At 72.6% G+C, this 25,830-nt stretch carries 27 protein-coding genes; 8 read left to right on the forward strand and 19 right to left on the reverse strand.

Annotated features, from left to right (window positions below; translation table 11 throughout):
• Positions 1–38 precede the first annotated feature (38 nt).
• The 7 genes from OG254_RS25970 to OG254_RS26000 form a co-directional block, all read right to left on the reverse strand.
• Positions 39–1,601, reverse strand: a complete 1,563-nt coding sequence (locus OG254_RS25970; protein WP_405586035.1) for an FAD-dependent oxidoreductase — start codon at positions 1,599–1,601, stop codon at positions 39–41.
• A gap of 15 nt (positions 1,602–1,616) precedes the next feature.
• Positions 1,617–1,910 carry a putative quinol monooxygenase gene (locus OG254_RS25975; protein WP_405586038.1) on the reverse strand — a complete coding sequence of 98 codons (294 nt, stop codon included), beginning with the start codon at positions 1,908–1,910 and terminating at the stop codon, positions 1,617–1,619.
• Positions 1,907–2,599, reverse strand: coding sequence for a histidine phosphatase family protein (locus tag OG254_RS25980; protein WP_405586041.1), 693 nt, complete (start codon positions 2,597–2,599; stop codon positions 1,907–1,909). The genes OG254_RS25975 and OG254_RS25980 overlap by 4 nt, the downstream gene beginning before the upstream one ends.
• 3 nt (positions 2,600–2,602) lie before the next feature.
• On the reverse strand, positions 2,603–2,863 hold the full coding sequence (locus OG254_RS25985) for a phosphopantetheine-binding protein (protein ID WP_351190421.1): 261 nt from the start codon (positions 2,861–2,863) through the stop codon (positions 2,603–2,605).
• 67 nt (positions 2,864–2,930) lie between these two features.
• Complete coding sequence (locus OG254_RS25990; RefSeq protein WP_405586045.1) at positions 2,931–3,932, reverse strand: beta-ketoacyl-ACP synthase III; 1,002 nt, start codon at positions 3,930–3,932, stop codon at positions 2,931–2,933.
• Complete coding sequence (locus tag OG254_RS25995; protein WP_405586048.1) at positions 3,929–4,942, reverse strand: AvrD family protein; 1,014 nt, start codon at positions 4,940–4,942, stop codon at positions 3,929–3,931. The genes OG254_RS25990 and OG254_RS25995 overlap by 4 nt, the downstream gene beginning before the upstream one ends.
• Complete coding sequence (locus OG254_RS26000) at positions 4,939–5,430, reverse strand: hotdog fold thioesterase (RefSeq protein WP_405586051.1); 492 nt, start codon at positions 5,428–5,430, stop codon at positions 4,939–4,941. Before OG254_RS26000 ends, OG254_RS25995 begins: the two co-directional genes overlap by 4 nt.
• 237 nt (positions 5,431–5,667) lie before the next feature.
• Here OG254_RS26000 and OG254_RS26005 point away from each other — a divergent pair, with 237 nt between their 5' ends.
• On the forward strand, positions 5,668–6,645 hold the full coding sequence (locus OG254_RS26005; protein WP_405586054.1) for an aldo/keto reductase: 978 nt from the start codon (positions 5,668–5,670) through the stop codon (positions 6,643–6,645).
• 252 nt (positions 6,646–6,897) lie between these two features.
• Here the strand turns inward: OG254_RS26005 and OG254_RS26010 are convergent, their stop codons facing one another.
• Positions 6,898–7,584 carry a LuxR C-terminal-related transcriptional regulator gene (locus OG254_RS26010; protein ID WP_405586057.1) on the reverse strand — a complete coding sequence of 229 codons (687 nt, stop codon included), beginning with the start codon at positions 7,582–7,584 and terminating at the stop codon, positions 6,898–6,900.
• A 229-nt stretch (positions 7,585–7,813) separates the two neighbouring features.
• Positions 7,814–8,617 (reverse strand): helix-turn-helix transcriptional regulator, encoded by an 804-nt coding sequence (locus tag OG254_RS26015; protein ID WP_405586060.1) that lies wholly within the window; start codon positions 8,615–8,617, stop codon positions 7,814–7,816.
• A 164-nt stretch (positions 8,618–8,781) separates the two neighbouring features.
• Between OG254_RS26015 and OG254_RS26020 the strand changes: the two genes are divergently transcribed.
• A complete protein-coding gene (locus OG254_RS26020) occupies positions 8,782–10,059 on the forward strand; it encodes a beta-ketoacyl-[acyl-carrier-protein] synthase family protein (RefSeq protein WP_405586063.1) in 1,278 nt (425 codons plus the stop codon).
• A 140-nt stretch (positions 10,060–10,199) separates the two neighbouring features.
• On the opposite strand, the gene OG254_RS26025 is transcribed toward OG254_RS26020, so the two are convergent.
• The 3 genes from OG254_RS26025 to OG254_RS26035 are packed head-to-tail and all read right to left on the reverse strand — an operon-like array spanning position 10,200 to position 13,302.
• Positions 10,200–11,630, reverse strand: a complete 1,431-nt coding sequence (locus tag OG254_RS26025) for a cytochrome P450 (protein WP_405586066.1) — start codon at positions 11,628–11,630, stop codon at positions 10,200–10,202.
• Positions 11,627–12,517, reverse strand: coding sequence for a menaquinone biosynthetic enzyme MqnA/MqnD family protein (locus OG254_RS26030; protein ID WP_405586068.1), 891 nt, complete (start codon positions 12,515–12,517; stop codon positions 11,627–11,629). Before OG254_RS26030 ends, OG254_RS26025 begins: the two co-directional genes overlap by 4 nt.
• A gap of 11 nt (positions 12,518–12,528) precedes the next feature.
• A complete protein-coding gene (locus OG254_RS26035) occupies positions 12,529–13,302 on the reverse strand; it encodes a class I SAM-dependent methyltransferase (protein WP_405586071.1) in 774 nt (257 codons plus the stop codon).
• 203 nt (positions 13,303–13,505) lie between these two features.
• Here OG254_RS26035 and OG254_RS26040 point away from each other — a divergent pair, with 203 nt between their 5' ends.
• Both OG254_RS26040 and OG254_RS26045 read left to right on the forward strand, forming a co-directional pair.
• The gene (locus OG254_RS26040) at positions 13,506–14,117 is read left to right on the forward strand and encodes a dihydrofolate reductase family protein (RefSeq protein WP_405586074.1); all 612 of its coding nucleotides are present in this window, start codon (positions 13,506–13,508) and stop codon (positions 14,115–14,117) included.
• A 377-nt stretch (positions 14,118–14,494) separates the two neighbouring features.
• On the forward strand, positions 14,495–15,847 hold the full coding sequence (locus OG254_RS26045) for an MFS transporter (RefSeq protein WP_405586076.1): 1,353 nt from the start codon (positions 14,495–14,497) through the stop codon (positions 15,845–15,847).
• 24 nt (positions 15,848–15,871) lie between these two features.
• On the opposite strand, the gene OG254_RS26050 is transcribed toward OG254_RS26045, so the two are convergent.
• Entirely contained in the window at positions 15,872–17,581 is a 1,710-nt protein-coding gene (locus tag OG254_RS26050) for a transglycosylase domain-containing protein (protein ID WP_405586079.1), read from the reverse strand.
• Positions 17,578–18,642, reverse strand: coding sequence for a sigma factor-like helix-turn-helix DNA-binding protein (locus tag OG254_RS26055; protein WP_405586081.1), 1,065 nt, complete (start codon positions 18,640–18,642; stop codon positions 17,578–17,580). Before OG254_RS26055 ends, OG254_RS26050 begins: the two co-directional genes overlap by 4 nt.
• Before the next feature lie 209 nt (positions 18,643–18,851).
• On the opposite strand from OG254_RS26055, the gene OG254_RS26060 reads away from it, so the two are divergent.
• The 3 genes from OG254_RS26060 (at position 18,852) to OG254_RS26070 (ending at position 21,374) form a co-directional block, all read left to right on the forward strand.
• A complete protein-coding gene (locus OG254_RS26060; protein WP_405586084.1) occupies positions 18,852–19,367 on the forward strand; it encodes a SigE family RNA polymerase sigma factor in 516 nt (171 codons plus the stop codon).
• Positions 19,357–20,103 (forward strand): hypothetical protein, encoded by a 747-nt coding sequence (locus OG254_RS26065; protein WP_405586087.1) that lies wholly within the window; start codon positions 19,357–19,359, stop codon positions 20,101–20,103. The genes OG254_RS26060 and OG254_RS26065 overlap by 11 nt, the downstream gene beginning before the upstream one ends.
• A 71-nt stretch (positions 20,104–20,174) precedes the next feature.
• On the forward strand, positions 20,175–21,374 hold the full coding sequence (locus tag OG254_RS26070; protein WP_405586089.1) for a cysteine desulfurase-like protein: 1,200 nt from the start codon (positions 20,175–20,177) through the stop codon (positions 21,372–21,374).
• A 27-nt stretch (positions 21,375–21,401) separates the two neighbouring features.
• Here the strand turns inward: OG254_RS26070 and OG254_RS26075 are convergent, their stop codons facing one another.
• Positions 21,402–22,088: a DNA alkylation repair protein gene (locus OG254_RS26075; RefSeq protein WP_405586092.1), complete on the reverse strand. Its 687-nt coding sequence runs from the start codon at positions 22,086–22,088 to the stop codon at positions 21,402–21,404.
• A gap of 85 nt (positions 22,089–22,173) precedes the next feature.
• On the opposite strand from OG254_RS26075, the gene OG254_RS26080 reads away from it, so the two are divergent.
• A complete protein-coding gene (locus tag OG254_RS26080) occupies positions 22,174–23,004 on the forward strand; it encodes an alpha/beta fold hydrolase (RefSeq protein ID WP_405586095.1) in 831 nt (276 codons plus the stop codon).
• A 51-nt stretch (positions 23,005–23,055) separates the two neighbouring features.
• On the opposite strand, the gene OG254_RS26085 is transcribed toward OG254_RS26080, so the two are convergent.
• From OG254_RS26085 to OG254_RS26100, 4 genes are all read right to left on the reverse strand, one after another.
• On the reverse strand, positions 23,056–23,343 hold the full coding sequence (locus OG254_RS26085; protein WP_147998954.1) for an SCO5918 family protein: 288 nt from the start codon (positions 23,341–23,343) through the stop codon (positions 23,056–23,058).
• Between the two features lie 60 nt (positions 23,344–23,403).
• The gene (locus tag OG254_RS26090) at positions 23,404–23,814 is read right to left on the reverse strand and encodes a CBS domain-containing protein (RefSeq protein ID WP_405586098.1); all 411 of its coding nucleotides are present in this window, start codon (positions 23,812–23,814) and stop codon (positions 23,404–23,406) included.
• An 80-nt stretch (positions 23,815–23,894) separates the two neighbouring features.
• Entirely contained in the window at positions 23,895–25,478 is a 1,584-nt protein-coding gene (locus OG254_RS26095; protein ID WP_405586100.1) for a DEAD/DEAH box helicase, read from the reverse strand.
• A 146-nt stretch (positions 25,479–25,624) separates the two neighbouring features.
• A complete protein-coding gene (locus tag OG254_RS26100) occupies positions 25,625–25,828 on the reverse strand; it encodes a cold-shock protein (protein ID WP_007383480.1) in 204 nt (67 codons plus the stop codon).
• Between the last annotated feature and the right edge of the window lie 2 nt (positions 25,829–25,830).

Raw genomic sequence — 25,830 nt, forward strand, 5'->3', positions numbered from 1 at the left:
CTCCTTGTGTCGTGAGGGAGAGGGGGTGGGGTGAGGGGTCATGCGGGTACGGCGGTGAGGGCCGCCGGTGCCGTGTCGCGCACATGGCGGGCGAGCGCCCGGGTGACCGTGTGCAGGCAGGACTCGGGGGAGCGGGCGTCCAGCGGGACGAGGACGTCCAGGTGACCGTCCGGCCTGACGACCAACGCGTGGGCCTCGCGCGGGAGTTTGCCGAGCAGCGGGCCGGGGGGCCGGCCGCCGAGGTCGGCGAGCGCGGCGCCGGACACCTTGGCGCGCAGTGCTTCGACGACCTGGGTCCAGAGCTCGTGGCGGTACTGAAGTCCTGGCCACAGCAGGACCGTGAACCGGTCCACGGAGAGCACCGGCTCGGTGCTGGACTCGCGCCAGCCCAGCGGCAGCCGCTCGCCCGGCACCAGGCTGCGCCGCCTCGGCCGGGGCCCGTAGTGGGTGTCGATCTGGGCGAGGCGGGGTGCGAGGGCCTTCTCCAGGGTCCGGGTCGCGGTGCCCAGCCGGTAGACGGCGTCGCGGGCCAGGGTCTGGTGCCGGGTGGAGTACAGCCCGATCCGGGCGAGCCGGGTGGACAGCGCGGCCACCTCGTCGACGGCCGGCCGGCGCTCGGTGTCGTAGCTGTCGAGCAGTTCGGGGCGGTAGTCGCCGCGCACCACGCCGCCCAGCTTCCAGCCCAGGTTGACCGCGTCCTGCAGGCCGGTGTTCAGGCCCTGCGCGCCGGACGGGCTCATGGCGTGCGCGGAGTCGCCGACGAGGAAGACACGGTCGGCGCCGTAGGTGCTCGCGGAGCGCACGTGTGCGGTGAAGACGCCGCTGAACCGCATCTCGCCGAGCCGCCGCGCGCCGGGGACGCGTTCGGCGAGCAGCCGCTCGAAGAAGGCCCGGTCGGGGGTGTCGCCGGTGTAGTCGTCGGGGACGCTCGCGCCGACCCGGAAGACGCCGTCGCCGAGCGGCGCCAGCACCATGTTGCCGGTGCGGGTCAGGTAGTACGCCGCCTCGCTGCTGGTCGTCTCGCCGAGGATCTCGGCGTCGGTGATGGCCAGCCGGGTCTTCAGGGTGCGGCCGGCGAACCGGAAGCCGAACGCCTCGCGCACGCCGCTGTTGTAGCCGTCGGCGCCCACCACGTAGTCGTAGGCCCGGGTCTCCTCGGTGCCGTCGGGCAGGCGCAGCCGGCAGTTCACCGCGTTCGCGTGCCGGGTGCCGGTGAGGAACTCGTGGTCGTAGTCGATACTGCCGCCGAGCGCGGTCAGGTGCTCTTCGAGGATCGCCTCGGTGCGCCACTGCGGGATGGTGATCGCGAAGGGATAGCCGACGCCCCGCAGCCGGTCGAAGCGGACCAGGCCGATCATTTTCTTGTTCGAGTAGTAGTTCATCTGGTCGAAGTAGTGACCGCCTTCGACCAGTTTCCGGCCCACGCCCACCCGGTCCAGCAGCTCCAGGACGCGCGGCCACAGGATCGTGGCCCGCGAGTGCGGACTCTGCCTGCGGAGCTTGGAGATGACGTCGGCCCGTACCCCGTGCCGCAGGAGCTCGGCGGCGAGCACCATCCCCACGGGACCGGCCCCGACGACGAGGACGCGCGGTCGCTGCATGTCGCTCACCACGGCTCAGGCGTCGAGCGCGCGCAGGCGGTGGACGTACGGCGGGCGGACGAACGCGCCCTCGGTGCGGGCGAGGAAGTCGGCGACGTACGGCTCCTTCATGTGCAGGTCGATGGCCTCCTGGTCGGCCCAGTCCTCCACCAGCACGACGACGTCCGGGTGCTCCCCGGACCGGAAGGCGTCGAAGCGCAGCGCGCCCTCCTCCTCGCGGGTCGCGGCGCACAGGTCGTTGAAGGCGGCCGTCACCGCGTCCATGCGGTCCGGTACGACGTCGAAGAGAACGGTGATCTCGATGCTCATGTGTGGGTCACTTCCTTGGCGGTGAGGTCGTCGAGGTCGACGAAGGAGTCAGGTGCGAGGGGGTGGCCGGCCTCGGCGCCCTCCCGCGGGTCGGCGTTGCGCCGGCGTAGCGCGATCCGGGCGCGCCCCTGTGCGGTCCACTCGGCGTCCAGGCAGAGCGCCCGGCAGGTGCCGACCATGCCCCGGGGCTCGTCGTCGCGGGCGGCGACGAGGGCTGCGGCCAGCAGGTTCAGCACTCCGCCGTGCGCCACCACCAGGACCCGCTCGGCGGTGCGCTGCGCGGTGAGCACGTCGTGCAGGGCCGCACAGAAGCGGGCCCGCGCGGCGTGGCCGCTCTCGCCGCCCGGCGGGGCGTAGCCGGGGTCGTCCAGCAGCCGCCGCATGGTCGCTGGGTGGCTCCGCGCGAACTCGGCGCGGTGCAGCCCGTCGAGGCTGCCGAGATGGCGTTCACGCAGGCCGTCGACGCGGTGGTGGGGCACGTCGAGCCGGCCCGCCGCGTACGCGGCGGTCTGGGCCGCCCGGGCCAGCGGGGACGAGTGGACGGCTGCCCAGCCTCCGGCCGGCAGCGAGCGTGCGGCCCGCTGCGCCTGCCGTACCCCGTCGTCGTTGAGCGGGATGTCGGCCTGGCCCTGGAAGAGGTCGGCGGCGTTGCGGTCGGTCTCTCCGTGCCGGAGCAGGACGACGCGCACGGCTCAGGCGGCGGTGCCGGCGGGCGCCGGAGCGCCGAGCGCCTCGACGGCGCGGGCGGCCTCGTCGATGGACTGCTGGGAGGTCAGCACGCCCTCGGCGATGGAGACGCCGAGCCGCTTCTCCAGCAGCAGCGACACCTCCAGCAGGGCCAGGGAGTCCACCGACAGGTCCTCGAAGACGGTGCTCTGCGCGACCTCTTCCTGGGGTATGTCGAACTTGCCGGTGAGGATCTCGATGATCATCGTGGACACGGAACCGGTCATGGGTCACCTCGAAAACGTGGTGGGTGCAGGGGAGTCGAGCAGGCCGCGACGCTGGGGCCCGCCGGGTTCAGCCGATCGGCAGCTCGGGCCAGACGAGAGTGGCCGAGCCCCAGGTGGCGCCGCCGCCGAACGCGGTCAGCAGCACCCGGTCGCCCGCGGTGAGGGTGCCGTCGGCCAGGCCGTCGGCGAGGGCGAGCGGGATGGATGCGGCGGAGGTGTTGCCGACACGCTCGATGTTGAGCACGGCGCGCTCCGGCGGCAGCCCGAGCTGTTCGGCGACGGCGTGGATGATGCGGGTGTTGGCCTGGTGGCCGACGAGCCGGTCGACGTCGGCGACCTCCCAGCCGGTGCGGGCCAGCACGGTGCGCGAGGACTCCGCCATACGGCGCACCGCGGCGAAGAACACGGACTTGCCGTCCATCCGGAAGTACCGGTCCTCGGGGCGAGGCGTCCCGCCCCGGGACCGCTCCTCGGCGCCGCCGCCGCGCACCGTGATCAGGTCCGCCATCGAACCGTCGCTGCCCAGGTGGACGTCGAGCACGGCACCGGGCTCGGCGCGCTCCCCGGCCCGCAGCAGCACCGCGCCCGCCCCGTCGCCGAAGATCACGGACGTGGTGCGGTCCTCGGGGTCCAGGATGGTGCTGAACGACTCGGCGCCGATGACCAGCACCCGCTCGGCGAACCCCGCGGTCACGGCGGCAGCGCCGGCCTGGAGGCCGTAGACGAAGCCGGAGCACACCGCCGCCACGTCGTACGCCGGGACATCGGTCAGACCCAGGCGGGCGGCCACGGCCGGAGCCGTCGCCGGGCACGGGCGGTCCGGGGTCGTGGTGGCGACGATCACCAGGTCGGCGCCGTCCGCGCCGGCGTTCTTCAGCGCCCGCTCGGCGGCTTCGACGGCCAGGTCGCCGGTGCTGGTGCCCGGGTCGACGAAGTGGCGCCGGGCGATGCCGGTCCGGGTGCGGATCCAGTCGTCGGAGGTGTCCAGCCGCCGGGACAGCTCGTCGTTGGTCACCACGCGCGGGGGCACGAAGCCGCCCACGCCGGCGAGCACGGCCGCTCGGGTCATGCCGCCACGTTCCCTTCCGGGAGCTGGTGGGCGACCGCCGAGCGGACCTGGAGGCCGGCGAGTTCGGCCACGACGTCCAGCGTGCGCCAGGTGCCGCCGCCCATGCGCAGCAGCCCCGGCTCGTCCAGCCTGGTCGTCACCGGTACGGCCGTCGTGGGGCGGTCCGGGCGGGAGGCGGTCAGCGTGGTCTGGCGCATCCACAGGGTGTTGCTGTCCTGGCGGCGCATGCCGTCGAGGTCGTAGAGCATGATCTGGGCGAGCTGGAGGGCCGTGACGAAGGCGTCGATCATCGACACGGACGGCTGGTGCGCCCCCTCCAGACCGGCGGTGGGCACCGCGGCGCCGTCCTCGTGGACGACGGTCAGCGCGGCGTCGGCACGCAGGGCCCCCCGGTCCACCGCCACCTCGCGGATGTACTGCCGCCGGGTGGTGAACCCGGTGCCGAAGCAGCGGTCGGGCGCCGGGCCGAGGAGGGCGTCGAGGCCGGAGTACGTACGGGTTTCCTGCGCCGTCCCCGTCGGCAGGGCGTGGACGACCTCGCAGCGCACCCGCATGCTGCCGACCGTGCAGTCGACCAGGGACACGGCGCGTCCGGGTTCCCCGGCGAGCGGGTCGGTGCGGCGCAGCGTCGCGTCGGCCGGCAGCCGTTCGAGGTCCTCCTGCGGGCTGGTGCCGGCCGTCATCCGCACCTTGCGCAGCCAGGCGTCGCGCAGATCCGTGACCGGTCCGGTGAGGCACGCCTCGGCCAGCTGGGCGGCGACGACCAGGCCGTCGACGGTGCTGAAGTGGGGGCGCAGATCGGTGCCGGCGGCCTTCTTCGACCAGTCGGCGGGGTAGCTGACGCCCACCGAGGAGGCGGCGTGCACGGCCGCGTCGGCGCCGCGGGTGAGGCGCAGTTCGCCGATGTCGTAGCCGACCCGGCGAAAGCCCCGGCCGAAGAAGCGCTGCTCGGCCGGGCCGAGAAGATCGTCGACGGACGCCACCACGGTCCGTGCTGAAGTCGGGGTCATCGGTGCTCCGTTCGTGTGGGTTGGTCCCCTGCCGGTCTCGGGGCGGACGCGGTGCGAGCGCCCGGTCTGCGGCCGCCGCCGCGCCGGATGGCGCAGGTGAGCCGTGCCGTGCAGGTCCGGTTGCCGGAGTCGTCGGTGATGACGATCTCGTAGCTGGCCATGGCCTGGCGTTCGCCCAGGGGCCGGCACACCCCGGTCACGGTCCCCGAGGAGACCCAGCGGTGATGGGTGCAGGACAGGTCGACGCCCACCGCGTTGCCGCCGGGGCCCGCGTACAGGAACGCGGCCAGGGAACCGAGGGTCTCGGCGAACACGGCGTTCGCGCCGCCGTGCAGAATTCCCACCGGCTGGCGATTGCCGGAGACCGGCATGGTGCCCACTACAAGTCCCGGTTCGCAGGTGATGATTTCAATGCCCATGCGTCGGGTGAGTTGTTCGCCTTCGTATGCGCCGTCGACCCGCATCGGGCCCAGCATCATGTTCGGCATCACGCTTCTCCGTCTGTTTCCGGGCCCGCACCGGCGGGCCGATTCGAGTCAAACACCGTGATGCGGCCGGCGACAGGTTCGTGGCCTGTTGCTGCCAACTCGCTGACGGTTTTACCGAATCCGGGAAGTCTTGTTCTCGCCAAGTAACCCGAAGGAAAACTGGGAATGCTTCGGTGCGCCCGCCAACTGTGCTTGGGTGGGTACGGAGTTGACGAACAGGAAGGGAGCGCGGTCTCAGTGCAGCGCGTTTCGCTCGGCGGTCTCGATGTATCAAGCATCGGCCTGGGCGCCATGTCGATGTCCGACTACTACACGGGAGCGGGCAGCGACGAGGAGGAGGCGGTCCGCACCATCCGAAGGGCGCTGGACCTCGGCGTCGGCTTCGTCGACACCGCCGAGATCTACGGCCCGTTCGTCAACGAGGAGCTGGTCGGGCGGGCGATCGCCGGACGCCGCGACGAGGTGGTGATCGCCACCAAGTTCGGGCTGGTCTCGCACGACGGCGCCGGCCCCAACGTGCTCGACAGCTCACCGGCCAATGTGCGCAAGGCGGTCGAGGGCTCGCTCAGGCGGCTGGGGACCGACCGTATCGACCTGTACTACCAGCACCGCGTCGACCCCGGCACGCCGATCGAGGACACCATGGGCGCGCTGGCCGACCTGGTGCGCGAGGGCAAGGTCCGGCACGTCGGGCTGTCGGAGGCCGGCCCCGAGACCATCCGGCGCGCTCACGCCGTGCATCCCGTCGCGGCGGTGCAGATCGAGTACTCGCTGTGGTCCCGCGAGCCCGCCGAGACGCTGCTGCCGCTCTTTCGCGACCTGGGCATCGGGCTCGTCGCCTACTCGCCGCTCGGCCGCGGGTTCCTCACCGGCACGATCCGCTCGACCCGGCAGTTCGCCCCGGACGACTTCCGGCTGACCACGCCCCGGTTCGCCGACGGCAACTTCGAGCGGAACCTGCGGATCGTCGACGAGGTGGAGGCCGTGGCCAGGACCGTCGGCGCCACCCCGGCGCAGGTCGCGCTCGCCTGGCTGCTGGCCCAGGGCGACGACGTCGTTCCCATCCCCGGCACCCGGCGGGTGACCCGCGTCGAGGAGAACGCCGCCGCGTCCGAAGTCACCCTCACACCGGACCAACTGGCCCACCTCGACACCCTCACCCCACCGACGGGCGAACGCTACGCCGAGCAGGATCTGGCCCGGACGGGGTTGTAGGGCGACCGGGCCGAAGGCGGCGCCGCCTTCGGCAGGAGTGGCACCGGCCCGCTCCGGGAACGCCCATGGTCCGGGCGCCGGTTGGGGCCGACGACGTTCGTGGCGAGGCCGGCGGGCTTTGCCTCGGGTGCCCGGTTCGGGCGGGCAACGTCCCCGACGTCCCGGGTTCGGCCGACGCATCATGCCCCGGCCCAACCTCCCCGGTTCAGGCCCGCGCCCGCTCACCGCATGCCCAGGCCCGCTGAAGTCGGATCAGATCCACTGCCGTCGAGCCGCTTCCGCCCCCGCCTGGAAGCGGCTCTGGGCGCCCATCCTGGTCATCATGCCCGCTATGGTCCGGCGGACCGTGCGGACGGACAGGCCGGTGCGGCGGGAGATGCCCTCGTCCGTCAGCCCCTGGGCGAGCAGCACCAGCGCCTCCCGCTCCCGCTCGTCCAGCCCGGCGGAGCCTGCCGGACCGGCGCGGTTGTCCCGCGGCGCGCTGCTCGCCCAGACCTGGTCGAACAGGGCCTGATGGCCCGCCACCAGAGACCGTCCGCGCAGCAGCGTGGCCGGCGAGTCGCCCTGCCCGGGGTCCGACGGCACGATCGCCAGGTCCCGGTCGGCCACGGCCATCCAGATCGGCAGATGCGGCAGCGCCCGCAGCTGGGCGCCGGACGCCGCGATCCGCCGCAGGTCCTCGGCCTGGGCGGGATCGCGGGCGACGTCCGCCAGATGCAGGACCCGCACCTGCGCCCCACGGCGCACGAGTTCGGAGCTCAGCAGCGCCGCCCGCTCGCGCACCCGGCGGTCGTAGGGGCGACGGGGCAGCGCGAGGCGCAACTCCCGCACCGTACGAAGGCGCAGGGCGTCCAGCAGTGCCGCCACGGAGTCGGAGTCGGTCAGAGGTTGAAGTGTCGTCCGGGTGGTGTCGGATCTGACGAGCAGCTGACTTTCCATGTCACCATTCCGCAGCAAAAAAGACGGACCTGGCACGGACCCCCCGTGCACCACAGCCGCAATCCCAAAAAGAGGTAAAGACCCTGGCTGCCCAGCCGGCAGAAACCGAACGGATCTCAGGATGCGCCTGAATGAGGTTGCAAGGGTCGTTAGGGCTTGTCAAGCGGCAAAAACTTGCCGCTTGGCAGTCGTCTCTTTCTGTGTAGAGTTGGCCGCGGGGCGGGCGCCGCTACGCCGGCATCAGAGCCACGAAGCGGGCGCCTGGACGGTAAGCGGGGAGGAGGACCTGGGCGGTGACAACCAACTCGGTCTTTGAAATGTGGGGGAGAGACAGGCGGAATTTTCCGCCCTGCCGGAACGCGATGATGCGTGGCCCGGCGTTCCAGAGTTCTCGGCAATCGGGTTCGTGCTGCACACTCGTCAGCACATCATTGAGCGTCGGATCGTCCGGGCTCCGGAAGAGTGCGAACCTCAATTGCGCAAGATACAGCGCGGCCTGTTTCTTCCAGTCCACTATCTGTTCCCGTGATTCCGGGTTCTGCAGAACCCAGCGCATCAGATTGGCTTCCGGCTCACGGACCCAGGGGAACCACCCGGCCATGAGCGCGTTGTAGGCGATGACATTCCACGCGTGGTCGATGAGGTAGGCGGGAAACGTTGTCTGCGCGTCGACCAGTTCCCTGAGCTGGCCGAACCTGCCGCCGCCGTCGTCCGACGGCTGTCTCTCGTCCGACACCTCGGTGATCCGGTACCAGTACAGCGCCGTACGTTCGTCCGGACCGAGGTCCAGTGCCTGCGCGAGCAGCGTCAAGGTGTCCAGCGTGAGCGGGACCTGAGCGCCGCTCTCCAGTGCCCGGTACCAGCGCTCGCTGACGCCCATCCGCTGGGCGACCTCCTTCTGCGGCAGCGCCTTGCCGCGCCCGAGCTTCAGTCCCGCTTCGGTGCGCCAGGCGCGCAGCAGATGCGGAAGGTCGGCGAATTCCAGCTGGAATTCGGCTGGTTCGGGTATCTCCGTATCGCGCGACTCCGTCATGTCTCCCCCGTTCGTGTAAGTCCTCGAACGATCAAACAGTAGCCGGAGGCGCCATCGACCCCTTCGGACGTGAGCATGCCTCACATCGCGCCCGCGCGCAGTCGGTCGGCGAGTCCGCCGGCGGAACTCATCGAAGTCGCAGGAAATGAAGGGAAGCGTTTGCCATGCACAGTGACAGGTACATGCCTCGGCGGGTCGTCGTCACCGGACTGGGCGCGATCACCCCGCTCGGCGTCGGCAACTCCCGCCTGTGGGAAGGGCTGCTCGCCGGCCGCTCGGGCATCCGGCCGCTGACGGGGCCCGAGTTCGCGGACCATCCCGTACGAATAGCCGGGACCGTCCCCGTCGACCCCGCCGAACTGCTGCCCAAGCCACAGGCGCGGCGCATGAACCGGGCCGCCCTGTTAGCCGTCACCGCGGCCCGGGAGGCATGGCGGGACGCCGGGTTCGTGGCGAGCGGCACCCGGGGCAGCGGTCTGGACCCGGAGCGGGTCGGCGTGAGCGTCGGCACCATCATCGGCGGCGCCGCTGTCCTCGTGGCGGGCGACCGCCGGCTGCGGGCCAAGGGCGCCCGGGCGGTGCCGCCGCTCACCGCGCCCATGACCGTGCCCTCCCAGGCGGCGTCCCAGATCTCGATCGACCTGGGCATCACCGGGGAGGCCCGCACCGTGGTCAGCGCCTGCGCCTCCGGCACGGAGGCCATCGGCCAGGCCATCGACCGTATCCGGTACGGCCATGTCGACATCGTGCTCGCCGGCGGGGCGGAGGCCGCCGTGACGCCCGAGGTCATGGCCGCGTTCTCGGCGATGCGCGCGCTGTCCGCCCGCAACGACGCCCCCGAGGCCGCGTCCCGGCCGTTCGCCAAGGACAGGGACGGCTTCGTCAACAGCGAGGGGGCCGGGCTGCTGGTGCTGGAGTCGGAGGAACACGCACGGGCCCGCGGTGCCCGCATCTACTGCGAGGCCGCCGGCTGGGGCCTGTCGGCGGACGCGCACCACATGGCCGCCCCGGACCCGACGGGAGGCGGGATAGCGGCCGCCCTGCGCCGCGCGCTCGCGGACGCCCGGGCCGGCGCCGCCGACGTCACGCACATCAACGCGCACGCCACGGCGACCGTCGAGGGCGACCTCGCGGAGGCGGCCGGCCTGAGCACCGTCTTCGGCGACGCGGACGGCGCGGTGCCGGTGCCGGTCACCGCCCTCAAGGGCAGCCTCGGGCACCTTCAGGGAGGCGCGGGCGGGGTGGAGGCGGTGGTCACGGCGCTCACCCTGCACCACGGGATCATCCCGCCGACCAAGGGCTGCGACGACCTCGACGACGCGATCCCGCTCGACGTGGTCACCACCTTCGCCCGCCCCCTGCCCACCCGCGGCGACCTGGCCTTGAGCAACTCGTTCGGCTTCGGCGGCCACAACGCGGTCCTGGCACTGCGGCGCCGCTGACGCCAGGGCCGGCCGGTGGGGTGCGGGTCGTCGTCCCGCTCCCTCACCGGCCGTGCGCAACGCAGCGTTCCGCCGGTCCGCACCGACCCGCCCACGGTGCCGTGCCCCAACGGGGCTTCCTGCCTTGCCGGTCCGGTCGCTCATGGCGCGTCGGCACCCCAGGGCGTGCTGCGGTCGAGGATCGCGTCGGCGTGCAGGGGGAGGGACGCCGGGCCGCGCAGGACGACATGCGGGCGGTAGCGCGGGGCGCCTTCGGCGAGGCGCGGCCGGACGATCCGCTGGGCGAAGCGGGTGAAGGCGAGTTCGGCCTCCAGCCGGCCCAGCGGCGCACCGAGGCAGTAGTGCGTGGCCAGGCCGAAGGACAGGTGCCGGGCCGCGTCGGTGCGCGCGGGGTCGAAGCGGTGCGGGCGGTCGAACGCGGCGGGGTCGCGGTTCGCGCCGGCCAGCAGCAGCACCATGGTCGTGCCGCGTGGCACGGGGGTGCCGCGTACGTCCATGTCCTCGCGGGCGTGCCGGTGGACGAGCTGCAGCGGGGGCTGGAGGCGCAGCAGTTCCTCGGCCACCGCGGGCGCCGTGGCCGCCGGATCGTCGCGCAGCGCGGCCAGGGTGCCGGGCTCGTCGAGCAGGGTGAGCAGTCCGTTGGCTATCAGGCTGACCGTCGTCTCGTGCCCGGCGTTCAGCAGCAGCCGGCAGGTGGTGACGATCTCCTCGTCGGTGAGCGGTTCGCCGTCGATGTCCGCCGCCAGCAGGTCCGAGACGATGTCGTCACGGGGCTCGGCCCGCCGCTGCGCCGCCAACCGGCCGAAGAACTCGGTGAGTTCGGCCTCCGCCCGCCGACGCCGGTCCAGGCCCGGTGCGGGAACCCCGAGGAACGCCAGGTAGGGGTCGACGGCCTGCCCGAGCAGGGAGGAGCGGGTGCGGTACCACTCCCGCTCGCCGGTGTCGATGCCCAGCACCCGGCAGATGACGGTCACGGGCAGCGGGGACGCCAGGTCCGCGACACCGTCCAGGCGTGCCCGGGCCGCGGCCTCGTCCAGCAGGTCGTCGATCAGTTCCCTGATCATCGGCGTCAGCCGCCGCACGGCCCGCGGGGTGAAGCCGGGGGCGGCGAGGCGGCGCAGCGTGCCGTGCCTGGGCGGGTCCATGAACAGGAAGGACGGCAGCTCTGCCGGGGGCGGGGCCCCGCCGTCGGCCGGGTCGGACGTCCGGTGCAGCAGGGCGTGACGGCGGTCGTTGCTCGCGCGGGGGTCACGCAGCACGGCGTCGCACGCCGCGTGGGAGGCGAGGACCACCACCGGGCGGCCCGGCACCCACACGGGTTCCGCTGCCCGGATCTCGTCGTACAGGGGATACGGGTCGGGCCGCGACGCGGGATCGAGAATCCGCGGCAGCGCGGCCACCGCGCCACGCCCGGCCTCGGCGTCCTGCCCGGCCTCGTCCACAGACTCCGCTCGGCCGTACCCCGCCGGGCAGACCGAGGCGAACCCCGTGCCGGACCGTCCCCGAAGGGCGGACCCGGGAGCCGCCTCGCGGGTCACCGCCGAACCCGACGAGGTCTCGTCAATGCTCACCGTGCCTCCTCGAACCGGCGCAGGGCCCAGTCGCCGGGGACCAGCCCGCGTTGCACGGCGAGGTCGGCGAAGCGGCCGACGGCACGCTCACCCTCCCTTGTGAGGTCGTAGCGCAGGGTCTCGTAGTACGAGAGCAGCTGGGCCTCGGTGAAGCCCGAGCCGACGGACGCTTCGGCGGCGATCCGCGGCAGCCGCTCCAGCGCCTGGTCGCGGGCGGCCAGCAGCGCCCGGTGCACCTGCGCGACGGTCCCGGGCCGGCGCTCGGCGTACTCCCGCCGGACCGCCCACACGGCGAACACCATGGGCAGCCCGGTCCACTCGGTCCACAGCCGCGCGGTGTCGTGGACGAGCGCGGTGCCACAGCCCGGCACGCCCTCGAAGTGGACCCGCAGGGCCGGGTCGCCGATGACGACCGCCGCGTCCGCCCCGCGGAGCAGGGCCGCGGGGTCGGGCGGTCCGGTGAAGTAACGCGGCATCAGTCCCAGCCGCTCCTCCAGCAGGAACCGGGCCAGCAGCACCGTCGTCCGGCTGGTGGAGGTCAGGCCCACGCGCGGGGCGGGGAAGTCGTGCAGCGGGGCCCGGCTGACGATGTGGCACGACATGACGGCACCTTCGGCCGCGATGGCGAGCCCCGGAAGCAGCAGCAGCTCGTCGGTGTGCCGCAGGTACTCGGCGAGGCTGATCGGCCCCAGGTCGAGTCCGCCCGCGAGCAGCCGGTCACCGGCCTTCTCGGCGGAGAGCGACAGCGGCTCCAGGCCCGGTAGCAGGCCCTGTTGCCGCAGCCCCCAAAGGATCGGACGGCAGTTGAGGAAGGACAGGAGACCGACGCGGGGCGGCTGTTCGGCGACGGTGTCCGCTCGGGTGGCGGCGACCTCGGTGGGCGGCATGGCCGGCGCCCCTACTTGTGACCCCAGGACTGCACCAGGGCGGGTGCCAGGTCCCAGAAGGCGTCGTCGTGCAACAGGGCGTAGAACTCGTCCAGTTCGTACGGTGTCACGAAGCCGCCCGCTATCAGCTGCTCGCGGGACATGTCCACGGTCTGCAGCCAGAAGTCGGCGAGCCGGGTGCCGCCGCGCAGGTTCTGCGTGAGCGTGTGGGCGCCGACGTCGCGGTAGCCGTAGTCGAGGAACGACCCGGGCTGACTGCGGGCCCACCAGCTGTCCGTGCCCAGCGTCCCGCAGATCAGGCTGCTCCAGCGCTGCATCACCTTGCGGTACGTCGGATGCGGCGCGCTGTCGATGGGGAACCAGCAGAACGACTCGATCAGCACGAACCCGCCGGGCCGCAGCCAGCGCAGCATCCGCCGCATGACGTCGTCGCGCTGCGGGAGATGGCTGAGCACCAGCCGGGCGTGGATGACGTCGAAGGAGCCGTCCGGGAAGGGGTCGGTGGTGACGTCGTGCACCAGTCGGCGCAGCCGGGGCTCCTGCACGCGTTCGAGCAGCCGCAGATCCAGGTCGGTGGCGATCACCTCGCCGTCCGGGGCCTGCCGGCACAGCCACTGCGCGACGGACCCGGAACCCGCGCCCACCTCCAGACAGCGGGCGTCACGGGCCACGCCGAGCGTGTCGAGGGTGCGGGTGCACAGCGGGTCGAACACCTCGGCGAGCAGACGCAGGCGTGTCTCCTCGTCCTGGTCGAGAGCGAAGAGCGTCTCGCCGTACTTCTCCATCTGGGCCCTCCGGACAGCGTCGGATTCCTCGGAACTCCGGGAAGCCAAACACGCGAGCGGCGGCCGTAGCGGGTGCTGCCGTCGGACTGACAGGTTGCTGCCAAGCTCCCGCCGGACGTGTCGAATCCGCCGCCCCCCGATCGACGTGAGAGTGAGGCAGGACTTCCCCCTACTTCCCCCTACGCATCTCAGGAGCGCCCATCGTGACCGTGACCGCGGACCTCGCCATCTCCCTCGACGGCTTCATCGCCGGTACCGGAGTCACCCTCGACAACCCGGGCGGCGACGGAGCCGAGCCGCTCTTCGAGTGGATCCACAACCTGGCGAGCTGGCGTGAGCGTCAGGGGATGGCCGGTGGGGAGAACAACCGTGACTCCGAGGTGATGCGTGAGTGGTTCGACGCCACCGGGGCGGTGGTGATGGGCCGGACCATGTACGACACGGGCGAGGAGTTCTGGGGCGACAACCCGCCCTTCCGCACCCCGGTCTTCGTGCTCACCCACCGACCGCGCCCCACCCTCGTCAGGGAGGGCGGCACCACCTTCACCTTCGTCACCGACGGTATCCACAGCGCCCTCGACCGGGCGAGGGCCGCGGCCGGGGACCGGAACGTCGACATCGCGGGCGGCGCGAGCACGGTGCGGCAGTACCTCGCTCAGGGCCTCGTCGACGAGCTGCAACTGCACGTGGTGCCCGCACTCCTCGGAGCGGGACTACGGCTCTTCGAGGGACTCGGCCGACGCGACCTGGAGCCGCTCAGGGTGGTGGACACGCCCCTCGCCACCCACCTCAAGTACCGCTTCGTGGGCGGGTGAAGTCCGGCTCCGGTCACCGGCCCGCGTCCAGCGCGGCCACGAACTGTTCGCCGCCCGCACCCGCGCCACGAGCCGCGCCGCCTCACCGGCCGGGATCGGCCGGGTCCGCTGCATGGTCCCGTCCGGCGCGTGTACGGCGGCCCCGTTGGCCGCGATGACGAAGTGCGGCCCGAGCGCCTTCAGCAGAGGCGGCACCGCCCGCGGCGGGCGCCGTCGCTGCGCAGGAGCGTCCCGTCCAAAACCCGTTGCAGCACCGTTGACACCCGGCTGCCCCGGCCAGAGACTCATGCCCAGTCGAAGACGAAGGAATTTTCACCCAGCGAACAACTCGAACAAGCTCGACCGAGCTCACGCTCCCCACCACCCCAAGGACGCAGATGTCCCGCTCCCTCACACCCCCCGGACCCCGTCCCGCGCACACCTTCCGCACCGTGTTCCCGGTCCTGGCCCTGTGCTGGCTGGCCGTGTTCTTCGACGGCATGGACGTCAACATCTACGGCGCCGTCATGCCGCACATGCTCGACGACCCCGGCCTCGGACTGACCCCGGACACCGCGGGCACCATCGGCAGCTGGACCACGTTCGGCATGCTCATCGGCGCGCTCACCGCCGGGAACCTCACCGACTGGCTCGGCCGCCGGCTGATGCTCGTGGCCAGCGTGAGCCTGTTCTCCGCCGGGTCCGCCCTGTGCGCCCTGGCCGACGGCGTCGGCATGTTCGGCGCCGGACGCTTCGTCGCCGGTCTCGGCCTGGGCGGGCTCATGCCGCTGTGCCTCGCCATGGTCCTGGAGTTCGCGCCGCCGCGCCGGGCCGCCCTGACCACCGGCCTGCTCATGACGTCGTACCACTTCGGAGGCATGGCGGCGACCGGCCTCGGCCTGACGCTCGCCCCGGCCGCGGGCTGGCGCTGGGTCTTCTGGGCGGGCGTGCTCCCGGCCGTCGTCGCCGTACCGCTGCTGCTGCGCCTGCTGCCCGAGTCGCCCGGAGTGCTGCTGGCGCGCGGTGAGCGGGACAGGGCCGACGCCGTCGCCGACCGCTACGGGCTGCCCCGGCCCGTCGAGGTCGCCGCCCCGGCCGCCGGCGCGGCGGGCAGGCTCGCCGCCGTACGGGAGCTGTTCCACCCGCGCTCACGCTGGGCGACCCCGCTGCTGTGGCTGGCGTCCTTCTGCGGGCTGCTGCTGGTGTACGGCGTCAGCACCTGGCTGCCGCAGATGATGCGCGCCTCCGGCTACGGCCTGAACTCCTCCGTCAGCTTCCTCCTGGTCATCAACGCGGGCGGCATCGTCGGACTGCTGATCGCCGGCCGGGTCGCCGACCGGTTCGGCGCGGTACGCGTGTCGGCGATCTGGTTCGTCCTCACCGCCGCCGGCGCCCTGCTGCTCAAGGCCCACCTGCCGCTCGGCGTGACCTACGTCGTCGTCGCCGTCACCGGTGTCTGGCTGTTCAGCGCACAGGTGATGGTCTACGCCGCCACCAGCACCGTCTACCGCGACAGCGAACGCGCCGCCGGACTCGGCTGGGTCACCGGAGTCGGCCGCACCGGAGCCGTCGTCGGCCCCTGGCTGATCGGCGAACTCGCCGCGAGCGGCAACGAGAGCTGGGGCTTCACCACCTTCGCCCTGGCCGGACTCGGCGGCGCTCTCGCCATCAGCCTCGTCCCGGCGGCCCGCAGGTTCGCCCGCGACGACACCAAGGCCCCGGCACCGGCGGCGGCCGGCGCCGGCACCTGAACCAGGACGCCGACACTTCCCGCGTCAGCCGCCCCCCTCCGCCTCGCTCTTCGTCGCGGCCCCCCAGATCCCCGCCGCCACCTGCTCGGCGAACTTCGTCGGCGGTGGATCGTTCGGCAGCTGCGCCGGAACCGTCGTGCCCTTCTTGCCGCCCGCCCGGTCGGCGAACAGGGTGACCGTCAGGGCGAGTCGGGTGTCGTAGCCCGTGGTCCACACGGTGCGGCGGGTGGTGCCGCCGCCCGCCCCGCCGGTGATGAGGACCCTCTTCTCCGCCGGGAAGGCGGCGGCGTCGGCGGGGCCCCCGGCGACCGGCACGGACCCGGCCCCCGTTCGCGCGTCCGCCCAGTACGCCATCTGCTCGTCCAGCACGCGCCGCACCTCGGGACGCGCCCGGTAGACGGTGCGGCCCTCCCGGGTGATGCGCGCGACGGTGTAAGGGGTGGCGTACTTGCCGCCCGCCCCCAAAGTCGCGTACGCCGACGTCAGGTTGAGCGGGGTCGGCGCCGGCGTCGCCAGCAGCGCGCGCAGCGGGTCACCCGGCTTCACCTTGCCGAACGGCTCCAGTGCCGTGCCCGCCTCCACCGCCCCGCTCACCGCGTCGTTGAACGGCTGGCGCGCGTAGTCCGAGCCGCCGTACAGCAGCCGCAGCGCTCCGTCGCCGGGCACCATCCCCACGACGGCGGTGTGCACCCGCACGCCGCGCCCGCCGCCGGGACGATCCTGGACCAGCTGCGTGGCACGGTCCTGAAGGGCCAGGTCGAAGGTGGTCGTCACGCTGTAGCCGCCGCTCGCGAGCTGGTCCTCGGTGATGCCGAGCCGGCCGGCGGCCTCCTTCGAGGCGACGTCGATCAGATACTGCCGCTGCCCCTCGGTCTCGCCCGGCGGATAGAACCGGAACGCCGGGAAGCGCGCCTCGGCCCGCTGCTTCGCCGTGATGGCGCCGCTCGCCGCCATCGCGTCCAGCACCCACTCCCAGCGGTTCTCCAGCCTCGCGGTCACCTTCCCGTCGGAGCCCGCCTTCTCGTAGTACGACGGGATGTTGACGATGGACGCCAGCGCCGCGCCCTGCGCGACGTTGAGGTCCTCGGCGTCGACGCCGAAGTAGTTGCGCGCGGCGGACTGGATCCCGGCCGCGCCGCGCCCGAAGTACACGGTGTTGAGATAGCCCTCGAGGATCTCGTCCTTGCTGCGGGTGCGGTCCAGCTTGATCGCGATGAGCGCCTCGCGCGCCTTGCGGGACAGCGACCGCTCCGGGCTCAGCAGCGCGTTCTTCACATACTGCTGGGTGATGGTGGAACCGCCCTGCTGGTCACCGCCCGTCAGCGTCGCCAGCGTGGCCCGCGCGAGGGCCCGCGGCGAGATCCCCCGGTCGGTACGGAAGGAGCGGTTCTCCGCGGCGATCACCGCCTCCTGCACATGCCGGGGCACCGCGGACAACGGCACGTCCTGCCGGTCGACCGGCCCGCGCCGGCCCAGATAGGCGCCGCCGGAGTCGAGGAACACGGTGCTCTGCGTGACGGTCTCCGGGTGCGGCTTCGGAATGGTCGTCAGGTGGTACGCCACGACGACCGTCGCGCACAGCAGTGCGATCAGGGTGAGGAAGGCGTAGCCCAGCCGGCGCAGCCGTCGGCCCCGGGTGCGCCGGAACCGGATCCGCAGCGGGGTGCGCTCGCGGTGCCGGGGACCCGGCGTCGTCGTCCTCGCGGTCACGTCCGCCACCACTTTCGCGTTCATATCCGCCACCACTCCTCGGCCGACCGTGCGGCGACCCTGCCCGAGGCGTCGTACACCGTGACGATCCGTTCGTCCCCGCCCGTGTCGAGGAGCGCCTGCATGTTCCGCTTGGGCAGCGGGGCGCTCGTGTACCAGATGCCCCAGCCCGGACTGCCCGCCAGGACGAGAACCTTCGCGGTGGCCCTGCCGCCCTCGCCGGTGCGGACCTCCACGCGGTCCGGTTCGCCGTTCAGGCCGTGGAAGAGGCCCGACAGGAAGAACCCGCCCTTCACGTTGTCCACCCGCAGGGTGACGCCCGGATCGTCGGACGGCCGGTCACTGTCCTGAAGCCCCTCCGGGCGGACGGGCACCGACCAGTGCCCGCCGTCGGCCGTGAGCCACACCCGCACCCCCGGCCCGGCGCTCACCCGCTCGCCGGGCGCCACGACCCGCATCGGGCTCGCCGCCGACGGCGCACGGCGCCCGGCCGCGGACGCCTCGTCCCGCTCGCCCCCGCCCCCGATCCGGTCGGCGGCGAACAGGGCGCCGGGCGCGATCAGCGCCGCGCAGACGGCCGAGACCACGGCGACCCGGCGCCGCCGCAGCACCCGGCCCCGGGCCTGGACTTCGGCCAGCGGCACCTCGGACGGCACGACGTCCAGGGCGGCGCCGGCGTACACCTCGCGCACCCGCTCGGCGTCGGCGCCGGACGCCCGCAGCCCTTGCCGGACCTGGGCCCGCACCGCACCCGCCGAGCAGCCCAGCACCTGGGCGATCTCCGCGTCCGTCAGCCCCTCCCAGAACCGCAGCACCAGGACGGTCCGCCGCCGCGCGGCCCGCCGCCCGCGCAGCCGGCGCAGATGGCCCCGCACCAGGCAACGCCGTACGTGGAAGTCCACGTCGTCGCGCGGAACCCGCCGCCACCACGCGCACATCCGCGCCAGCGTTCTGCGCACCAACTCCTGCGCCGCACCGTCGTCGTCGGTGAGCAGCCGCGCCGTCACGACCAGCCGGGGCCAGTGCGTGCGGGCGTAGGTGGCGAAGTCGTGGCCGGCGGGGAGTGCGTCGTGAGTCGGGGGCACGTGGGGCTGTCCTTCGGCTCGGGAACTCGGTCGGTCGTGCGGGTAGGTTGAACAGCCGAGGAGCCAACACCGTTGAGGAAAAGGGAGCCTGGGACCCCCGTGCGTCGTCTTACGGGTGGGTTGCGCTGCGCTGGATGCGACCTACGGGACCTGTACGCACGGCGGAGGTGGCCCGGTTGCACGGCAAGGGCAGGGAATCCGGTGGGGGCATGACCGAGGACGAGTTCGACGCGTTCTACGCGGCCGCGTTCCCCCGGCTGACCGGCCAGCTCTACGCCTTCACCGGAGACCACGGCGAGGCCCAGGACGTCGTACAGGAAGCGTTCGTACGGGCCTGGGACCGGCGCGGGCAGTTCCTGGCGGACAGCGCACCCGAGGCGTGGATCCGCACGGTGGCCATGCGGCTGGCGGTGAGCCGCTGGCGGCGCGCGAGGCGCTGGCTGGAACTGGTACGGCGCACTCCGCCGCCCGACTCCACCCCGGGGCCGGGCCCCGAGTACACCGCGCTCGTGGCCGCCCTGCGCGAACTGCCCGAGGCTCAGCGGATGGCGATCGTCCTGCACCATTTGTGCGACCTGAGTGTCGAACAGGTAGCCTCCGAGACCGGTGCTCCCGTGGGGACCGTCAAGGCGAGGCTGTCCCGGGGGCGAGCGGAACTGGCGAAGCGTCTTGCGGGGGACGAGGCCGACGGGCCGGTCCGGAAGGAGAGCGGCCGTGTCCGATGAACTCTCCGCCGCGCTGCGCGAGTTGGCGGCCACGCAGGCAACCGCGCCGGTCGTCGACGGCGCCGGGATCCGGGCCCGCGCGATGCGCCGCAGACGCCGCCGTCGTACGGCCGTCACCCTCGGCGCGGGGACCGTGGCCCTCGCCGTCCTGGGCTTCGCGCTGCACCTCGAACTCGGCGCAGGCCCGGATCACCCGCCCGGGAACCGGATCCCGCCCGCGACGCACTCCTCTTCCTCCCCGCCGCCCACGGCCACCCCGTCGCCCGCCTCCGCCACGCTCGACCTGCGCCGGCACTCCCTCACCGTCGACGGCCGGGTCCTGCGGGTCCTGTCGGACCTCGACGGCCGCACCGGGTTCGCGGGCCCGCTCACGGTAAAGGCGAAGCACGCCTCACTCGTCCTGGGCGTCGAGTTGGCCTCCAAGGGCCCCGTCAAGCTGAAGGTGCCCTACGTGGTCGAGCTCCGCGACACCCGGGACCAGCCCCTCTACGTCGGCGCCCTCGTCGAGCCGCCGGGCCTGGGCGCCCTGGACACCACCGGCGACTGGATCGGCCTGGAGGTCAAGGACGCCGTGTGGTTCCAGGCCCGGGTCCGGGCCGGCGACGCCGTCGCGGTGACGACCGTCACGAGACCGTCGCCGACGCCGACGCCGACGGAGACCTCCACGGGAGCGGAGCCCGCGGTGTCCGCGCCCGAGGAACCCTCTTCACCCACGCCCGAGGAACCCTCTTCTTGATCCACCGCTTTACGGGTCTCGTCCGCGGATGCCAGAGTCTAGGGACTCCCGACCGAAAGCCGAGGCAGGCCATGGCCTTCGACCTGACCGCCCTGCGGGCCCAGTTCCCCGCCCTCGACCAGGGCCTCGCCTTCTTCGACGGCCCGGGCGGGACCCAGACCCCGCGCCCCGTCGCGGACGCCATCGCCAGGGCGATGACCCGCCCCCTCTCCAACCGGGGCACTGTCAGCCCGTCCGAGCTCAACGCCGAGCGCGCCGTGACGGACTTCCGCACCGCCTACGCCGACCTGCTCGGCACCCCCGCGAGCGGCATCGTCCACGGACGCAGCGCCACGCAGCTCACCTACGACTTCTCCCGCCACCTGGCCAAGGGCTGGAAGCCCGGCGACGAGATCGTCGTCAGCCGCCTGGACCACGACTCCAACGTCCGCCCCTGGATCCAGGCCGCCGAGCGCGCAGCGGTGACGGTCCGCTGGATCGAGATCGACCCGGAGACCACGGAGCTCGACCTCGACTCGTTCGAGCGGGCGCTGTCGCCCCGGACGCGGCTGGTCGCGGTCACGGCGGCCTCGAACGTACTGGGCACCAAGCCGCCCGTCCGCCGCATCGCCGACGCCGCGCACGAGGTCGGTGCGCTGGTGTTCGTCGACGGAGTCCACTACGCCGCACACCACCTGGTGGACGTACGGGCCCTCGGCGCCGACCTGTTCGTCTGCTCGCCGTACAAGTTCCTCGGACCGCACTGCGGTGTGCTCGCCGGGGCGCCCGAACTCCTCGAAACCCTCCACCCGGACAAGCTCCTGCCGTCCCCCGACAGCGTGCCGGAGCGCTTCGAGTTCGGCACCCTGCCCTACGAGATCCTGGCGGGCGCCACCGCGGCGGTGGACTTCCTGGCCGGCCTCGCCCCGAGCACCGCACCGACCCGCAGGGAACGGCTCGCCCACTCCCTGGCGGCCCTGCACGAGCACGAGCGGACCCTGCGCACCAGGCTGGAGGACGGCGTACGCGCACTCGGCGACGCCGTCACCGTTCACTCCAGGGCGGCCGACCGCACCCCGACCCTGCTGATGACCCTCGAAGGCCGCGACGCCCGCGAGGCCCAGGCACACCTCGCCGCCCGCGACGTGGTCGCCCCCGCCGGATCCTTCTACGCCTACGAGCCCTTCACCGCGCTGAAACTGCAGAGCCCGGCGCTGCGGGCGGGTCTGGCGCCGTACAACACGACCGAGGACGTGGACCGTTTCCTTCAGGGCCTGTCCTCGTTCCTGTGATCCGCGGCGCCGCCGCCCCGACTCGCGCTACTTGCCGTCCTGCCGGCGCACCATCTCGTTGATCCAGACGGGAGCGAAGGGAGACGTGCAGCCCGGGGAGGTCGGATAGTCCTTGAGCACCTCCAGGCGCTCACCGATGGCGAGCGCACGGGCGCGGTACTCGGCGTGCTCGATGCCGATCTGCGCCAGGCAGTGGTTCATCGCCCACTGCAGGCGCTGCGGAGCGTCCTTCATCTCCGCCTCGATGACGTCGAGCAGTCCCGCGAGGTCGAGGCCCTCCGGCTGCTTCGCCACGCGTTCGGTGGTCAGCGCCCACCCGGCGCTCGCGACCACCGGGTCCGGATCGGCGAACCAGGCCAGGCGCAGCTCCTCGGCGTGCGGGTTCTTCTTCACCACGTAGTTCACGAGCCAGTCGTGCACCTTGGGCGTCCGCGCCTCACGCAGCATGGCGTCCAGCTCGTCCCGTTCGAACGCCTTGGGGCGGCAGATCAGCAGCGCCAGCAGCCGCGCCGCGGTGTCGTCCGTCTCCCAGAGCCCGCGGGCGAGTTCCTGCTGCGTCTTGAGCCGCTTCGCGAGCGCGCGCAGTTTGCCGAGGTTCACACCGTGATCGTCACCGTGCTTCTCGTTCACCGCCCGCGCCTTCGGATCCTCGAGCCCGGCCAGCTCCTGAAGCACCTCGGCCACCGTCGCCTCGGTCGGTGTCGTCCCGGCCACGTCGGCCTCCTGTCGGTCGTGTGCGCTGCGGATGTGCCGTGCACGGCCCGAGCGTACGGTGGTCCGGAGGAGCGGAGGATCAGCGATGGGCACAGTCACGACCGGCGACGGCACCACGATCTTCTACAAGGACTGGGGTCCACGCGGCGGGCAGCCGGTCGTCTTCCACCACGGATGGCCACTGAGCGCCGACGACTGGGACAACCAGATGTTGTTCTTCCTGGCGCAGGGCTACCGGGTCATCGCCCACGACCGCCGGGGGCACGGCCGCTCGACCCAGACCCCGGCCGGCCACGACATGGACACCTACGCCGCCGACGTGATCGCGCTCGCCGAAGCGCTCGATCTGCGCGGCGCCTTCCACATCGGCCACTCCACCGGCGGCGGCGAGGTCGCGCGCTACGTCGCCCGCGCCGAGCGCGGCCGGGTCGCGAAGGCGGTGCTGGTGGGCGCCGTGCCGCCGCTGATGCTCAAGACGGAGTCCAACCCGGGCGGCCTGCCCATCGAGGTCTTCGACGGCTTCCGCGAGGGTGTCGCCACCAACCGCGCACAGTTCTTCATCGACGTTCCCTCGGGACCGTTCTACGGCTTCAACCGCCCCGGTGCGAAGGTGTCGCAGGGGCTGATCGACAACTGGTGGCGGCAGGCGATGATGGGCGCCGCGAACGCCCACTACGAATGCGTCAAGGCGTTCTCCGAGACCGACTTCACCGAGGACCTGAAGCAGATCGACGTACCCGTCCTCGTCGCCCACGGAACCGACGACCAGGTCGTCCCGTACGAGGACTCGGCGCCGCTGTCGGTGGGGCTCCTCAAGAACGGCACGCTCAAGAGCTACGAGGGCCTCCCGCACGGGATGCTGTCGACGAACCCGGACGTCCTGAACCCCGACATTCTCGCGTTCCTGAAGTCCTGAGGAGCTCGCCGCGGGGACCGGCGGGCCGGCTCCTTGCCTACGCGGGCAGCGTCACCAGCCCAGCAGTCCCTCGCCGGCCCGCGCGTCCTGGACCGGCGCGGCCGGAGGGACGTCGTGGCAGGTGAAGCCGAGCCGGGTCAGCGCCCGGCGCATCTCGCCCGTGGTGAAGTCGCGGCGGTCCTGCCGGGTGAGCACTTCCCCGACCTGCATCACGGGGTAGACGCGGCGGCCGATGGTCACGGCCACTCCGGTGACGGGTTCGGGCGTGACGCCCTGCATCGACTGCTCGACCTCGCTCTTGATCAGGTCGAAGGGGAAACCGGCGATGACACAGCGCATGGATGCCTCCACAGACTCGGGGGGAAAAGGACCGGAGGGGGTCGACCGCGCGAACGGCCGTCAGCAGGTGAGGGCGAGGACGCCCAGGGCGTAGCCGTGCTCGTCGATCACGGGGGACACGTCCTGGGCCCGGGCCCGTATGGCGGCTTCCGCATCGCTGAGCACGGCCACGGACGACGTGAACGGTCCGCGGTCGAGCGGGATGTCCCGCAGCCGCGTCCGGTCGCTGTACCAGGTGCCGCCGCCGCGGTGCTCGGAGAGCTGGGCCCGGGTGACCAGTCCCGTGCAGCGCCCGTCCGCGTCCTGGAGGAGCAGGTGCGGGACGCGGGCGCTGATCAGCACGGACAGGGCCACGTCGACGGTCATGTGGTCGTCGACCTGGGGCCCGGGGGCGTGCATGGCGTCGCGGGCGGTCAGGCCGGTGCCGTCGGACTGCTCGGCCTGCCGGGTGCGGTACGGAGTCGGCGTCAAGGGGTGCTCCTCTTCGTGGGTGCGGTCGGGACGGGTGACGGCTTCGTCCCGACCGCTGTGAGTGAGTCCCGTTGCCTGGGCTATGGGTTGTTCCTCGGGGCGGACCGACGGGTCCGGCCGGAGCCTCGTCCGCTCCCACCGCGGCCATTGGCCCCGGCGCTGCCACCGCGGCCGTTTGCCCCTCCGCTCCCGCCGCCGGTGCGCCTCCTGGAGCCGCGGCCCGCGGACCCCGTGCGTTCGGGTTGTTCGGCGACCGGTACAGGGATGGTGACGGGCACGCCGGACGGGGGCCGGGCGCCGGTGATCCGGTGCAGTTCGTCCTCGCCCGGGCGGACCCGGGCCGTCTGCGCGGTGACACCGGCATCGGCCATCAGACGGTCCATCGAGCGACGCTGGTGCGGCAGGACGAGGGTGACGACGGTGCCGGACTCGCCCGCGCGGGCGGTACGGCCGCCGCGGTGCAGGTAGTCCTTGTGGTCACCGGGCGGATCGACGTTCACGACGAGGTCGAGGCCGTCGACGTGGATGCCGCGGGCGGCGACGTTGGTGGCCACCAGGACCGTGACACGGCCGTCCTTGAACTGGGCGAGCGTCCGGTTGCGCTGCGGCTGGGACTTGCCGCCGTGCAGGGCCGAGGCACGCACACCCACGGACAGCAGGTGCTTGGCCAGCCGGTCCACGGCGTGCTTGGTGTCCAGGAACATGATCACCCGCCCGTCGCGGGCGGCGATCTCGGTCGCGGTGGCGTGCTTGTCGTCGTCACGCACGTGCAGCAGATGGTGCTCCATGGTGCTGACGGCGCCCGCGGACGGGTCGACGGAGTGCACCACGGGGTCGCGCAGGTAGCGGCGCACCAGGAGGTCGATGTTGCGGTCCAGGGTGGCCGAGAACAGCAACCGCTGGCCACCGGGGCCGACCTGGTCGAGCAGCGCGGTGACCTGCGGCATGAAGCCCATGTCGGCCATCTGGTCGGCTTCGTCCAGGACGGTGATGGCGACCTGGTCCAGTCGGCAGTCGCCCCGCTCGATGAGGTCCTTGAGGCGGCCGGGCGTCGCCACGACGACCTCGGCGCCGCCGCGCAGCGCACTGGCCTGCCGGCCGATCGCCATGCCGCCGACCACGGTGGCGAGCCGCAGACGCAGGGCGCCGGCGTAGGGGGCGAGCGCGTCGGTGACCTGCTGCGCCAGCTCCCGGGTGGGGACCAGCACGAGGGCGAGCGGCTGTCGGGGCTGGGCCCGCTGTCCGTCCAGCCGGGCCAGCACGGCCAGGCCGAAGGCGAGCGTCTTGCCCGAGCCCGTGCGCCCGCGGCCCAGGACGTCCCGGCCGGCCAGCGCGTTCGGCAGCGTGGCTGCCTGGATCGGGAAGGGGACGGTCACGTCCTCGGCGGCCAGCGCGGTCAGCAGACGTGCGGGCATGTCCAGTTCGGCGAACGTCCGAACCGCCGGCAGCGGCTCGGTGAGGGTCACGGGCAGGGCGAATTCCTGCGAACGGGTGGTGGAGCGTGCTCCAGAGCCGCTCCTTCGTCCGGCGGCCGGACGGGAGCTCTGCCCACCATTGCTCTGCGCGTGAATACGGCCGCTGCGCGGGTTGTCCGCCGAGCGCGTGGAACTTCTGTCCGCACGAAAGCGACCCGGATTTCCGCCGGTACGGCGGGTTCGGTTCATGGAAGGAACCTTCCTCGATGCGGCGTATCGAGGAATTCCGACCGGCGGCGCCGAGCCGCACACGGATTCACAAGAATGAGCCGAAGAAATACGAAAAGGCCCGCACCCCAAAGAGTGCGGGCCTCAGTCGAACGGTCGCGTCAGCGTCAGGCGGGAACGATGTTCTCGGCCTGCGGGCCCTTCTGACCCTGCGTGACGTCGAAGGTAACCTTCTGGCCTTCCTGAAGCTCGCGGAAGCCGCTGGTGGCGATGTTCGAGTAGTGGGCGAACACGTCAGCGCCGCCGCCGTCCTGCTCGATGAAGCCGAAGCCCTTTTCCGCGTTGAACCACTTCACGGTGCCAGATGCCATAT

Origin of the sequence: Streptomyces sp. NBC_01092, assembly GCF_045039535.1 — a bacterium.
Taxonomy (GTDB): Bacteria; Actinomycetota; Actinomycetes; order Streptomycetales; family Streptomycetaceae; genus Streptomyces.